This window comes from Xenorhabdus littoralis (assembly GCF_033949345.1).
Classification (GTDB): domain Bacteria; phylum Pseudomonadota; class Gammaproteobacteria; order Enterobacterales; family Enterobacteriaceae; genus Xenorhabdus; species Xenorhabdus littoralis.
Map to the genome: position 1 here is coordinate 138,160 of NZ_VCDP01000025.1, position 14,077 is coordinate 152,236.

Genomic DNA, 14,077 nt, shown 5'->3' on the forward strand with positions numbered 1-14,077 from the left:
CCACCCGGATCATTTCAGAAATGATGAGACTCAATGCTATTCTTTCCGTCGCAGAGTTGATGCCTTCCGATATTTTGCCGGACTTACTGATTTCATTCACACCGAAAGAACAGCAAATTATTCATCTGGTCAGAGAAGGTGCCAGTCATAAACGTATTGCTTTACAGCTTGGTATTTCGCTTTCCACCGTGAAAATGCACCTGCGCAATATTTTTACTAAGGCCAATGTCACTAACCGGACAGAATTAGTCTCTTCAATTCCTCGCTGCGTATAAGCTTTTATTTGTACATAAGAAAATAGAGTAAGAACACGTTGGTTATCAATAAAGCACAACCCGTAGGGATTTGTGCCTTGATGACGGCATTGCGGTCGGGTAACTCTAACAGTGCAGCAGGTACGATATTAAAATTTGCCGCCATTGGTGTCATCAACGTACCACAATAGCCGGAGAACATACCGATAGCGGCCATTACGGCTGGATTGCCCCCGTGCTGTAAGATCAAAATCGGAATCCCGATACCGGCCGTGATGATAGGAAAAGCAGCGAAAGCATTTCCCATAATCATCGTTAGCAGAGCCATGCCAAGTACATAAGCTGTTACTGCAATAAATCGATTATCGACAGACAAATAATTTTCGGTCAGATGGGAAATTACCGTGCCGACACCTGCTGCGGTAAATAATAATCCAAGTGTTGCCAGAATTTGTGGCAGGATAAATACACAACCAATTGAATCCAACAGGCGGCGAGTTTCTTGTATCGGTTGTGTTATGGGACCCCGACTCATGCTCAATGCGATAATTAATCCAGCCAGACAACCGAGAGTAACAGAAAAGAGTGTCACCAGAGTAGAGTGATTACCCGCACCAAAAACAGCTTGTTGCAAGCCAGGAATATGGTTAAACATCAAAACGCCGAGCATGGTGACAATGGGGATCAGCAAGGCGGGTAGAAATAACCGATTGCCAAGACGCTCAGCATCTTCTTGCCGTTGTTCTGTTGTGCGTTGATGATAATTTCCCAGACGAACCCCACCAAATCCTGCCAGCAGCGCCATAGCAATCACTAACACACCAACACTGACATGAGCAATTTTCTGGGCATAGAGTTCATCGCTGATCCAGATAGCCGCCAGATAGCCGCTCCATTTACCGGCCAGAAAAATGAAACCGTACAATGCCCAGAACAGGCCTGTCGTTAAGCGGCGAGGATTGGCTTTATCACGCCATGACATAATGGCAACAGCAATCAAGATAAGCCCTGCCAGCACATAGAGATACTGTAATTGAAACATTATTTTTTCTCCTTGCTGTTCAATTTGTTGTGATTCAGAGAATTAAGTTCATTGGCAAGGTGATAATCAAGGCGATATAACCGAACGGCGTGGATCAAAAAAGCACAAATAGCGGTAGGAATTCCCCAGAGGGCGATATGCAGTGGTTCGGTGTGAATACCTCCCGATTCCAGCATGAAATTGTGCATAAAGATAATCGCGCCAAAGGCGACAAAAATATCCTCACCGAAGAACAGACCGGTATTATCCGTTGCGGCAGACATTGCACGAATACGATGACGAACTGAGTCCGGCAACTCGCCATATTGATTTTCGGCCGCACCTTCAGCCATAGGAGCCAACAAAGGGCGAACCATTTGTGGATGTCCGCCTAAACTGGTTAGCCCCATTGCCGCAGAGGTTTCGCGTATAAACAGATAGATAATCAATAAACGTCCGGCGGTAGCGGTTTTGATATGGGCAATGGATTTCTGGGCTCGTTCTTTTAATCCATGTCTTTCCAACAGGCCGATAATGACCAGAGGAAACAGGAGAGTGAGAGTCAGATTCAGGGTATTGATAAATCCGGCACCTAGCTTTTCCAGAATTTCGATAATTGGCATGTGAGCGGCTAATCCTGTGACCAGGCCGGCAATGGTCACAACCAGAACAGGATTAAACCTGATGATAAAGCCAATGATAATGACAACGATACCCATTAGGGGCCAAAAATTGATGGCTTGCTGCATACTTTACTTCCCCATAGATAAATGTGCTGTTGTTGTATTGTTGGTTCAAACAAACATCATTGTTAATTCATTGTTTTTATATTGTTGAACAATAAATAGAATGTGGTTAACGAATAGGCAAATAAAATTCGCATTGGATTGTAAAAATGGAATGAAGATCACTTATGGAGCGGAAACGAGTTTGCCCGCGAGAAATGTTTTGTCAGTCGTAATAGCATTTTTGAGAGATACATAGATAAGTTGGGAAGTCTTTGGTTCTTTAAGGGAGGTTTAATTTCAAACAATGTACTGTTTTAAATGAGATATTATTCATTTTTTAAGAGGCTGAAATAGATAAAACCGATACCGTGATCCTGCATAGGCTCTAAATATCGGTATTAACTTTATTTCTCGTGTTTAAAAACTCTCTCCGAGGCGTATAACGATAACTTAGGTTGACGTTTCCTTTTGTCGTTACTGCCAAGATTTGAGATTCAAACCAATATTCTGCTTTCAGATTGCAAAAATCTTTCTGGTACATAGAGATCAAAATTATTAAAGCGACAGTATTCTTCCAATTGTTGGGTAGAGCTTACACCTGCCTTTTTATAGATCTGTGCTAATTATTAAGTTTTCAATTTTACACTTTGTTTGCAGTAACACGTTTTACCCAAAGCAAAACCAGCACCAATACCGTCAGTGGTAAGCCGTGGAATATCAGGATGACGATGGAAGGTGGCAGCCAGACGTAGAATGGTGCAACCAGTAGCATACCTATCCCGAAGCCGGTCATTTGTAACAGCGTCAGCAAACTGAAAATCGGCAGACGTAAACTTTCCGGCTCGCTTTGCGCTCGTGATATCAGACTGACTTCTGCAATTCCATCTCCGATTCCCGCCCAGACAGCAAACAGCAGCAGCCAGAATATACTGCTTTGCTGGAAGGTAAGAATAAATCCCGTCGACATCAGGGCTACGCCGATAAAGAACAGTTTCTCCATTTTCAGTAGGTTGCGGCTGCGCAGTAAATAGCTCGCCAATCGTGCGCCACTGAATTTCCCTATCGCCCATGTTGCCAGTAATAAACCCATTGTGGTGCTGGCATTATCGGGAGTAAGGAGTTTTGAAATGATGGGGAAACCTACATTATGCGCTGCGCTGCCCAGTGTATCCGCAAGGCTCAAGAACAACATTCCTGCCAGCATTGGCGCACTGCGTAAACCTAGGCGTAATTCGCGCCACTCATTACTAAGTTCTCTTGACGTTTTTTGTTCCGGTAAAGAGAGGAAACGCAGGGGCATAATCAGGATCGCAGCCAGCAGATAAGTAATGATATTGACGGTAAATACCATTTCATAACCGCTGCTTGCGACCAGTAATCCTGAAACCAGACTGCCAAATACGGCCCCCGTTGCAGCAACGGAGGTAAGCCAGGAATTTGTTGAGATACGTCGGGAAGCATGTACCCAATAAGGCAATTGGCTGTTTAGTCCGATAGCAAACATTGAATTGCCTAATCCAATGCCGAAGGCGATTATTGGCAAGATCAATAGTTGTTGTGAGGCAGGGATCACCAATAACAGGGACAACAAAATGACACGTACGAGATCAAAAAAGACCAACGGCCATCTTCCCGTAAACCGCCTGAAAAATGGAGTTCCGATCAGGCTGGCGATGAGGCCGCCTGCTACACGGCAGGCAAGAAAAATGCTGACGTGCATGACACTGTTACTGAGTAAGTACACATAGGTGGAGAGTGCCACCATATTCAGAAACGCACCAAAATCGGAGACGAATCGGGCACTGACGATAAATAAGGCATTAAGACCGGACCAACGCAAATTCAAACTATTTTCCTGGCTTGACATTATTATTAGCTCTCTTATTGTTCAGGAAGTTGCCGGAAAGTGACCAACAATAGATCCCGAAATGCCGCGTTTGTAGGAGATGCTTGCCGAACATTGCTTGCCCGATGATAAAGTCGTTTATCATTTATGGCGAGTGTTTCAAGAAAGTTCTCCATTGCAGTATGTAGCAAAGGCGGAGCTTCATGTTCTGCTGCATACACTTCGGAAATGACGGGTTCGGTATTGTGCCTTTGGATGAAGTGCATAAAGATCCAATCTTGACCGTCTTGATGAATTCCTGACGTTGTCGGGCTTTCCTTACCAGTCTGTGCCTTTACGCGAAATTGATGAATATCAATCGCATAATGACTTTCCTTCGTTAATTGGTCACCTAAAATCGCAATGTCCTTTGCAAGTATGCGGCACATGATGGGGTTAGTTATGAATTCTTCTTCAGCATAGCTGAGTTGATTGGCACCTTGCTTATATTCAATGTCATAGGTGATGGATGAACGATATTCTGTATCCCGATTGAGTTGAAGCGGGCTTTCTTGGGCTGGACGGTAAGAATAGCGCAGGATACGCCTTTCCCGGTGAGTATAGTCTTTAAAATTCTGATCCAATGCAAGATTATTCCAATGATCTTTAAATGTTTTCATCTCTTTTGGATCATAGGAAATCAACTTACTGAAATGTGGGATATGGCAATAATGCTCATTCATTAAACGCGCCGAGATATCTGCAATTTGCATATTTTGGCTACCTTATGGAATAGGGATGATAATGGGTTTAACGTGTTCCAGCATTTCTTGATGTAGTGCATAGGCATCGGAAGCATCGTTGACCTTTGCCCAGCATCTGAACAAGTAATGTTCTTCGGTTTCCGCATTGATGTAGTAGTCAGCGGGTTGAGGAATACATTCGATCACATTTGGATGATTTTTCATGTGTTCTATGTTTTCAATGCCTTGAAAATACCCGCTCTGTTCGGGGTACATGGCTAACATTGAGTAATGTTGCTTGGCCGAAGTCGCTCGTTGTTGGGCGAGGTTTAACTGTGTATCAATGTCTTGTTCTTGCAAGAGGATAGAGAGATAGAGTTGGTATGGATCTAATCCGGCAATATCACGGAAAGCCGAATTGACAAATAATCCACCAAGACGAGGATTAATTTCAATGACAACAGGGCCATTGCTGGTCATACGGAATTCAAGATGAGCAATGGCATAGTTCAGGCCTACAGCTTTTATACAATCTATGGCGTAGTCTCTGATTTGTTCTTGTTCTGAAGGTGAAAATGAAACAGGTGGGCAAATCAGCAGGTTTTCCAGAACGGTATTTTCTTTCTCAGTTAAGATCAATTTTTCATTGATCAATACCGGATGCACTTCATGTTGGCTCATAGCACATTCAACAGTACCTTCAATGCCATCAAGGTATTCTTCCAGTAGCAGGCTTTTACCCGGGATGCTGATATGTTTTTCACCTTCTGAAGTAAAGCATTCTTGTGTATCTCCCATAAAGTCGATGTAAATAGAATGGGCATAATGAGTAGTAAATGCGTGGTAATGTGCTTGGAGTTCAGCCCAGTTACGGCATTTTTTGATAAAGGCTGAAGCTGCCCCGAACGGGGGTTTTGCAATTAGGGGATAGCCAACTATATCTGCGTGTAAGCGCAGTTCTTCTTCAGTGTGACACAGGGCATGACGTATTGACCTGACCCCCTGTTTTTGCAGCGCCTGACGCATCAGAAACTTATTGTTGCAGACAGCAATGGCGGAAGAGGAAGCATTAGGTATTCCAACATCTTGACAAACTTCTGCAACGATGCAGCCAACTTGGCCGATAGTGGAAGCGTGGCCCGCGTAACATAAAATACTGCGCAAGGTGTAGCGCTGCTGCAATGCTGTGACGAGTTCTTGCAAGTCATTTTGTGTGAGTGATTCCAGATAGAAAACTTCATCACTATCGACAGAAAGACGTTCTGTATGCTGGTGCCCTTTCAATGCTGCCGTCAGGCAGTGTATGCCCATATCTTTAGCTGCGGCGAAATGGGTTTCCCGATATCTGTAGCGCGGAATTTTGGCATCATCAATATCAACAAACAAAATTGCATTTGGTTTCATTTTGTATTCTCGAAATAAATAGGTTTTATCCCCGTTATATTTCAAGCTGCATTTTGAAATTCACGGGGCATATCGTTGATTGATAAATTCGGGATAACTTAGTTATCCAGCCACTCGCATTGTTCATTTTTCCAGTTGATAAAGCGGTAATAACGTTTGCCATTGATGGTTTCGAAATAAGGCATTTCTTCCGGATGAGTGAATAAGGGCACGGTGAATTTACCTTTCATATGTGGCAGGACATATTCCGGTAAGGCAATATTGGAAACGCGACGCTTGAGCTTGCCCATAATGGTGATGGCATCATTAATTGAGGCTTTATATTCTGAAGAACCAGGAGAGAAAGGCATAAAATGGTAGAGATAATAAGGTTTCACGCCTATTCGGTATAGATCGATAAACAGCTTGTGGAGGGTTTCTTCATTATCATTGATACCACGTAAGAAGGGCATATTGGAAAACACAATGGGGACGACACTTTGGATGCGGCGCACAGCATGTTGGAATTCTTCGCTTAACTCGTGCGGATGGCAGATATGAACGCCAAAGGCATTGACGCGATGTTTTTTCAGGGTTTCGAGCAAGGCAGCGGTAATGCGATAAGGGTTGAATGTCAGAGCACGGGAATGAACGCGAATTAGCAGGTCTTCTCTGATTTCCCTGATGGCGGCTAACGATTCATCCAGTTTGTTATCTGTCAGCATTAAGGGATCACCGCCGCTTAGGATCACTTCTTCCACTGAAGGCGTATTTTTGATGTATTCAAGGGATTGCTGAAAGGAAGTGCGTCCGGCATTTGATTTATCTGAATCGACCTTTAGTGTTCGCAGCGCTTCAAAACAGAATTGACAGTAAGAATTACAGGCATTTACCATCCGCAAAATTACGCGGTTGTCGTATTTATGCTGGCAGATAGGGGTTTTCATCTCCTCATTGAGTTCCCAGTTCTCGGATTCTCCGTCATAGCCATTAAGTTCTTCTTCATTCCAAAATGGAACCACTTGCCGCCAAAGTGGATTTGTCGTGATATCGTCAGATTGGCTGGTGGTCAGAATTCTACTGAGATAATAGGGTGTGATTTGCATTTTCTGACCCTGTAGATTCTGTTGAATACGTCGAGTTATTTCATCATTCCACCCGCCACAAGCAATACGTAACGATTCTTCATCACGTAATGCGTTTTTTTGCTGCCAGCGCCAGTCAGTCCAGTTTTTGTTAAATTCAGGAAGGAGTTGTTGTGACTGAGATACGACATTGATGTTATTCATTATGATTCCTTAATATTTAATATTTAATATTTAATATTTAATATTTATTATTTAATTTTTTATTGCTGTTTCAGGAAAGATATTAATAACTATTCAAAACCAATGGTTATTATGTTTGTTTTTTGATCTGATTGGTGTGTTTAGTTTGAAATGTGGGACGTGATTCACGAATATCGAACAATTAGATATTGATATTAATGATTATTTTTTGAAACGTTCCTGAGAAAATATCGATAAAAATTCAGTTACTGGGAATAGAGAGGTTTGAATAGAATAATAATGAATATGGAGAAAAATAGATGGATGTTTAACAAAAACATCCATCCGATATTAATGGTTATTTAGCCAGATATTTCTCGATGCTGTTTTGGATACCCGCTGAATCCAGACCTAAATCAGCATGCAGTTCTTGCTGTGTACCTTGCGGTATAAAGTGATCGGGTAAACCAAGATTTAATACAGGAACAGGTTGTTTTTCCTGCATCAAAAGTTCGTTAACACCACTGCCGGCACCGCCCATAATGGCGTTTTCTTCTAAAGTCACCAGTAATTCATGGCGGGTTGCCATTTCCAGAACCAGTTCTTTATCCAGTGGTTTGACAAAGCGCATATCAACGACGGTTGCATTCAGTTCTTCAGCCGCTTGCAGGGCATAAGGCAGCAATGTGCCAAAGTTCAGGATCGCAATGCGCTCTCCCGGGCGGCGGATCACGCCTTTGCCAATCGGCAATGCTTCCAGTGGTTGAAGTTCAGCGCCAGTCCCTGTTCCGCGAGGATAACGGACAGCAGTAGGGCCTGCTTGATATTGATGTCCCGTATGCAGCATCTGGCGGCACTCATTTTCGTCGCTGGGTGTCATGATTACCATGTTTGGGATACAGCGCAGGAATGAAATATCGAATGCGCCCTGATGGGTTTGTCCATCCGCACCAACAATGCCGCCTCGGTCGATGGCAAACAAGACCGGCAGTTTTTGGATGGCAGCATCGTGGATCACCTGATCATAGGCGCGTTGCAGGAAAGTGGAATAAATAGCAACGATCGGTTTGTAGCCGCCGATAGCCAGACCTGCCGCAAAGGTAACAGAATGCTGTTCGGCGATAGCGACATCAAAATATTGGTCAGGATACTCGCGGGAGAAACGCACCATGCCGGAGCCTTCTCGCATGGCGGGGGTGATCGCCATCAGTTTTTTGTCCTGAGCCGCTTCTTCACACAACCAGTCACCGAAGATCTTGGAAAATGTCGGGCGAGTATCTGCACTTTTTGGCAAAGATCCGGTAGCAGGGTCGAATTTCGGAACGGCATGCCAACTGATGGGATCTTTTTCCGCAGGCGCATAACCACGGCCTTTTTTGGTCATGATATGCAGAAATTGTGGCCCTTTCAGTTCACGCATATTTTTCAGGGTCTGGGTCAGGGCCAATACGTCATGACCATCAACAGGCCCGATGTAGTTGAACCCAAGTTCTTCAAATAACGTTCCGGGGACGACCATGCCTTTGAGGTGTTCTTCGGTCTTCTTTAGTAACTCTTTGATAGGCGGAAGATTAGAAAAGACTTTCTTGCCGCTTTCACGCAGGGTTGTATACAGTTTACCTGACAGGAGTTGTGCCAGATGATTGTTCAATGCCCCGACGTTTTCAGAAATAGACATCTCATTGTCGTTAAGGATCACCAGCATATCAGGATCGATATCTCCCGCATGGTTCATAGCTTCGAAAGCTATACCCGCAGTGATAGCGCCATCTCCGATAACGCATACTGTTTTGCGGTTTTTGCCTTCGTGCTTCGCAGCAATTGCCATACCCAAGCCAGCACTGATTGAGGTGGATGAGTGACCGACGCACAAGGTGTCATATTCACTTTCATCCCGCCACGGGAAAGGGTGAAGCCCGTTTTTCTGGCGAATGGTATTAATGCGATCACGACGTCCGGTTAAAATTTTATGTGGGTAGGCTTGGTGACCAACATCCCAGACTAAATTGTCAAAGGGAGTTTTATAAACATAGTGAAGTGCGACTGTTAATTCGATTGCGCCAAGGCCGGAAGCAAAGTGACCACTGGAGCGGCTAACACTGTTCAGCAAAAATTGACGCAGTTCATCGCATAACTTTGGCAAAGTGTCTTTGGGTAGCAGGCGAAGTTCTTCTGGAGTTTCCGCCAATGCCAATGTTGGATATTTCGCTATATCAATGCTCATGCTATGCCTGTATAAAATGCTATACCCGTTAGAAGTTGAATATTAAGAACCCTGTTATTATCAGTATGTAATTTTTGGGTTCACCCCATGAGATACTTTTATTGATTATGGGTTTTTATATAACTGGTGACCATATTAATCGATGACTAATATGACCGTTTTTTTAGCTGTTTCTCTCAATGATAAAACCAGCCAGTTTTTTTAAAGTTGCGGTGTTATACGACTGTTTTTCCAGTTCTGTGAGTGTGGTAAGTGCTTCTTCATACAGATCTCGGGCTTTTTTCTGGGCTTGCCCTAAACCTAATAAGGCAGGATAGGTACTTTTGCCAAGCTGCTGATCGTTGCCCTGACGTTTACCAATCACTTCAGTATTTCCAATGACATCCAGAATATCATCATGTACCTGAAATGCGAGGCCGATGGCTTGGGTATATCGATCCAGCAAAGGCATCACTTCACGACCACGTTGTCCCGCGCTGTAAGCACCCAGTCGGGCAGCTGCACGTATTAATGCCCCCGTTTTATGCTGGTGAATTTGTTCCAGTGAGGCGAGGTCGATTTGTTTACCTTCGGCTTCCAAATCCAGTGACTGACCGCCGCACATACCAGCAAAACCGCTGGCATTTGCCAGCTCAGCAACCATGGCAAGACGATCGGATAAAGCGATATCAGGCATGTCATGATTTGCCAGAATTTCAAAGGCCAATGACTGTAACGCATCACCCGCTAAAATGGCCTGACTTTCACCAAATTTGATATGACAGGTGGGTTGACCACGGCGCAAATCGTCATTATCCATCGCAGGTAAATCATCATGAATCAATGAATAGGCATGGATGCATTCTAAGGCAAGTGCAGCAGCATCAAGACTCTTTTTGGTGAGGCCGAACATTTCGCCCACGCTGTAAACTAAAAACGGCCTCAGCCGCTTCCCACCCAGCACAGCTCCATGCTGCATTGCTGTGCCTAATGGGCTGTCTAAAAAAGGTAATGAAGAGAATATTGCCGTCAGTTTGTCATTGACATGTTGTTGACAAGTGAGCAGCATCTCTTCAAAAGGAGTCTCATATTGTTCAGACATAAATTTACTCAGGTTCGGACGAAAATTCATCAAGTGGTGACTGCGCATCATGGTTCAATAAAATTTGCACTCGTTGCTCCGCCTGCTGAAGAGTTTTCTGTCCCTGTCTTGCAAGTTGAATACCGCGTTCAAATTCGTTCAATGCATCTTCTAATGGGAGTTCCCCTGATTCCAGCCGAATAACAATTTCTTCCAGCTCTTTCAGAGAAGTTTCAAATGCCGGTTTTTGTTCGGTTTCTGATGTTTGATTTGCTTTAGACATAATGACTTAACTTATGGTTATTTAACGAATTACAGCAAAGCAAGTTCGTTACAGAATTGCAGAGTACCCTACTACACCAAGAAAAATAAATCATGTGTTACCGCTGTTTTTTTACAGGCCATATTTTTGAGGCTATGTAGCAAGATGATGTTATACTCTGCGCCCTATCCAACTGAACACTTAAGAATCATCCGTGATATTGCTCGTGATGGTTCAACATTGAATGACTACTATATCTTACTATGAAGTTTATCATTAAATTATTCCCAGAAATTACGATTAAGAGCCAGACCGTCCGGTTGCGCTTTATTAAAATTCTTGCCAGCAATATCCGCAATGTACTTAAAACATTCGGAGAGGGCATTGCTGTTGTTCGCCATTGGGATAATATCGAAGTTAGAGTGAAAGATGATAACCTTGGCGCAGAAATTTGTGATGCACTGACACGTATTCCGGGTATTCATCATATCCTGCAAGTAGAAGAGCGGGATTTTCGTGACTTGCATCATATCTTTGAACAAACATACGAAACGTACGGTCATTTATTGCATGGCAAAACGTTTTGTGTCCGTGTTAAGCGCCGTGGAAAACACAGTTTTACGTCCAATGAAGTTGAACGCTATGTCGGCGGTGGCCTGAACCAGCACATTGAATCTGCCAAAGTTAAATTGACTCAACCTGATGTAACGGTAAATTTGGAGGTTGAGCAGGATAAATTGATTCTGGTTAAGGCTCGTCATGAAGGGATTGGCGGTTTTCCAATCGGCACACAGGAAGATGTGTTGTCACTGATTTCCGGTGGGTTTGACTCCGGTGTTTCCAGTTATATGCTGATGCGTCGTGGTTGTCGTGTGCATTATTGTTTCTTTAATCTTGGCGGCTCAGCCCATGAAATTGGGGTGAAGCAGGTTGCCCATTATTTGTGGAACCGGTTTGGCAGTTCTCATAAAGTCCGGTTTATTGCAGTCGATTTTGAACCTGTTGTGGCTGAAATTCTGGAAAAAATTGATGATGGCCAGATGGGTGTCGTACTGAAAAGAATGATGGTCAGGGCATCTTCCAGAATTGCTGAGCGCTACGGAGTTCAGGCAATCGTAACGGGCGAGGCTTTGGGGCAAGTATCCAGTCAGACTTTGACTAACCTGAGACTGATAGATAATGCTTCTGATACATTGATCCTCCGTCCTCTGATTTCTCATGATAAAGAGCACATCATTAAACTGGCTCGTGAAATTGGCACTGAAGATTTTGCCCGCACCATGCCGGAATTTTGTGGCGTAATCTCAAAAAGTCCGACAGTGAAAGCGGTCAAGGCTAAAATTGAAGCGGAAGAAAACAACTTTGATTTTGAGATTTTGGATCGTGTCATCAGCGAGGCTCAAAACGTAGATATCCGCCAGATTGCGGAGCAGACCAATGAGCAGGTTGTTGAAGTAGAAACAGTCACGGAGTTTTTCTCTAATGATGTGCTGCTGGATATCCGTTCTCCTGATGAGCAGGATAATCGCCCATTAAGCATGGATGATATTGAAGTTCAGTCATTGCCTTTTTATAAGCTGAGTAGCCAGTTTGGTGACCTGCCAAAAGAGAAAACATATTTACTCTATTGTGATCGTGGTGTGATGAGCCGTTTGCAGGCGCTTTACTTGCGTGAGCAAGGTTTCGAAAATGTGAAGGTGTATCGGCCTTGATTTGAAATCAGAACATCGGGCGACTTATCGTTTATTATAAGTCGCCCGATGTTTGGATTTATTGCGGTGCTTACTGGATATTCTGGTAGTTATTAACGCCGGGCGGTAAAACCAGTTGAGCGGCAACTTCCGCTGCTTTTTCTTTTCCCTGTAATAATTCAATGAGCTTCAGGGCGAAATCAAAAGCGGTAGCAGGCCCTTGGCTGGTCAGCAAATTGACCCTTTCATCGAAGTATACTCGTTTATCTATCCATTTTTCGGGCGCAATTTTATCTTTCATACTGGGATAGCCAGTCATGTTCCCGACAGGAAAAAGCTGATGATGTTCCAGTACGATCGCAGGAGATGCACAAATGGCAGCGATGATTTTTCCTTGGCTTTGTGCAATGCGAATTTTTTCTACCACCAATAAACTGTCACGAAAACATTCTGCGCCTTTTATCCCTCCGGGTAAGATAATGGCATCGAAATCTTCATCAACGACATCAACCAAAGGTACATCCGCAACGATTTTGACGCCGCGTGAGCAGGTTAGGGTGAGACTGCCATCGGTTTCGGTACTGGCTATGGTCACATTAACTCCGGCCCGAATAAGCAAATCAATAGTGGTGACCGCTTCGGTTTCTTCACTGCCGTGAGCCAGAAAAATGAGGGCTGATACGCTCATATTCTTCCTCCTTACGTTTAATACTTTGATAAATTATGAAGTTTTCTGCGATTGTCAGCCCGTGCATACGGGCCCGGCGCAGTAGAAAGCCTGTGATGTAGTCTATCTCTGTATGCCGCTGTGCGCGTATATCTTGCAGCATCGATGAGTAATTTTCCGATGTCTGCTCAACCACATTCATGACGTAATCAATGAGTGTCTGTTTGGATGTATGGATACCATCATGTTCCATGACTTGGTGAATTTCGTCACACAATAACTGAATCTGTCCGCGATAATGCTGTAATTCACCATTTTTACAATCATGGATTGCTGTGAGTGGGTTAATGACACAGTTAACAGCCAGCTTCATCCAACTGATGGTGTATATTTCATTATGCCATGCTACATCGGGCAGGGCGCGATGCAGAATATCTGCCAATCTGCTGAGCTTATACGCATTTGCTGTCACGGAACCAATATGGGTTATGCCTTGTGATTTGTGATAAACAACGCCATTTTTCTGATAAGCGCCATGAGTGGTCACGCCAAGTAAAATGGGATTGGGTAAAGGCAGGAACTCTTCTTGTGCACCCATTCCATTATGTAATAACAGGATGGGACAATGAGGAGAAAGTTTGGTTGCAAGGTTATTAATCGCGTCAGAAACTTGCCATGCTTTTAAACAAACGAGGAGCAATTCGCTTTCAGCGAGATGTTTTTCGTCATTGGCTGGAAACTGTTGATTAAATTTTTTTCCCTTATTGTTTAAATTCTCGATCTGGACGGAAATAAAGGGCTGTGGAACTCTCAGCCATCCCTGAATGCTATGATCCTGTCGGGATAAAGCGGCAAGCCACAATTTACCTATAGCGCCACAGCCAAGAATGGTTATTTTCATATTTCTTCCTTGAGGGACGCTTTCATGGGGAAGCTTAGGATCGTAATGTC

The 14,077-nt window shown here is 43.8% G+C and carries 12 protein-coding genes and 1 pseudogene; 2 read left to right on the top strand and 11 right to left on the bottom strand.

Annotated features, from left to right (window positions below; translation table 11 throughout):
• Window positions 1–17: 17 nt before the first annotated feature.
• Window positions 18–275 (top strand): annotated as a pseudogene (locus tag FE394_RS07700) (helix-turn-helix domain-containing protein); the annotation flags it as partial.
• Between the two features lie 4 nt (window positions 276–279).
• Here FE394_RS07700 and FE394_RS07705 read toward each other — a convergent pair.
• The 9 genes from FE394_RS07705 to xseB form a co-directional block, all read right to left on the bottom strand.
• Window positions 280–1,299 carry a DUF979 domain-containing protein gene (locus FE394_RS07705; protein WP_319925892.1) on the bottom strand — a complete coding sequence of 340 codons (1,020 nt, stop codon included), beginning with the start codon at window positions 1,297–1,299 and terminating at the stop codon, window positions 280–282.
• The gene (locus FE394_RS07710) at window positions 1,296–2,024 is read right to left on the bottom strand and encodes a DUF969 domain-containing protein (RefSeq protein ID WP_319925808.1); all 729 of its coding nucleotides are present in this window, start codon (window positions 2,022–2,024) and stop codon (window positions 1,296–1,298) included. The genes FE394_RS07705 and FE394_RS07710 overlap by 4 nt, the downstream gene beginning before the upstream one ends.
• Window positions 2,025–2,643: 619 nt before the next feature.
• Window positions 2,644–3,870 (bottom strand): MFS transporter, encoded by a 1,227-nt coding sequence (locus FE394_RS07715; protein WP_319925809.1) that lies wholly within the window; start codon window positions 3,868–3,870, stop codon window positions 2,644–2,646.
• Window positions 3,871–3,884: 14 nt separating this feature from the next.
• On the bottom strand, window positions 3,885–4,601 hold the full coding sequence (locus FE394_RS07720; RefSeq protein WP_319925810.1) for a 2OG-Fe dioxygenase family protein: 717 nt from the start codon (window positions 4,599–4,601) through the stop codon (window positions 3,885–3,887).
• Between the two features lie 12 nt (window positions 4,602–4,613).
• Window positions 4,614–5,975 (bottom strand): ATP-grasp domain-containing protein, encoded by a 1,362-nt coding sequence (locus FE394_RS07725; protein WP_319925811.1) that lies wholly within the window; start codon window positions 5,973–5,975, stop codon window positions 4,614–4,616.
• A 98-nt stretch (window positions 5,976–6,073) separates the two neighbouring features.
• Window positions 6,074–7,243, bottom strand: a complete 1,170-nt coding sequence (locus tag FE394_RS07730) for a KamA family radical SAM protein (protein ID WP_319925812.1) — start codon at window positions 7,241–7,243, stop codon at window positions 6,074–6,076.
• Window positions 7,244–7,580: 337 nt separating this feature from the next.
• Window positions 7,581–9,446 carry a 1-deoxy-D-xylulose-5-phosphate synthase gene (gene dxs / locus FE394_RS07735; RefSeq protein WP_319925813.1) on the bottom strand — a complete coding sequence of 622 codons (1,866 nt, stop codon included), beginning with the start codon at window positions 9,444–9,446 and terminating at the stop codon, window positions 7,581–7,583.
• Between the two features lie 163 nt (window positions 9,447–9,609).
• Window positions 9,610–10,527, bottom strand: coding sequence for a (2E,6E)-farnesyl diphosphate synthase (gene ispA / locus FE394_RS07740; RefSeq protein WP_419836317.1), 918 nt, complete (start codon window positions 10,525–10,527; stop codon window positions 9,610–9,612).
• Window positions 10,528–10,531: 4 nt separating this feature from the next.
• The gene (gene xseB / locus FE394_RS07745) at window positions 10,532–10,789 is read right to left on the bottom strand and encodes an exodeoxyribonuclease VII small subunit (protein WP_319925814.1); all 258 of its coding nucleotides are present in this window, start codon (window positions 10,787–10,789) and stop codon (window positions 10,532–10,534) included.
• Window positions 10,790–11,031: 242 nt separating this feature from the next.
• Between xseB and thiI the strand changes: the two genes are divergently transcribed.
• Window positions 11,032–12,480, top strand: a complete 1,449-nt coding sequence (thiI, locus tag FE394_RS07750; RefSeq protein WP_319925815.1) for a tRNA uracil 4-sulfurtransferase ThiI — start codon at window positions 11,032–11,034, stop codon at window positions 12,478–12,480.
• Between the two features lie 70 nt (window positions 12,481–12,550).
• On the opposite strand, the gene yajL is transcribed toward thiI, so the two are convergent.
• Both yajL and panE read right to left on the bottom strand, forming a co-directional pair.
• Window positions 12,551–13,147 carry a protein deglycase YajL gene (yajL, locus tag FE394_RS07755; RefSeq protein ID WP_319925816.1) on the bottom strand — a complete coding sequence of 199 codons (597 nt, stop codon included), beginning with the start codon at window positions 13,145–13,147 and terminating at the stop codon, window positions 12,551–12,553.
• Window positions 13,107–14,027: a 2-dehydropantoate 2-reductase gene (panE, locus tag FE394_RS07760; RefSeq protein ID WP_319925817.1), complete on the bottom strand. Its 921-nt coding sequence runs from the start codon at window positions 14,025–14,027 to the stop codon at window positions 13,107–13,109. The genes yajL and panE overlap by 41 nt, the downstream gene beginning before the upstream one ends.
• Between the last annotated feature and the right edge of the window lie 50 nt (window positions 14,028–14,077).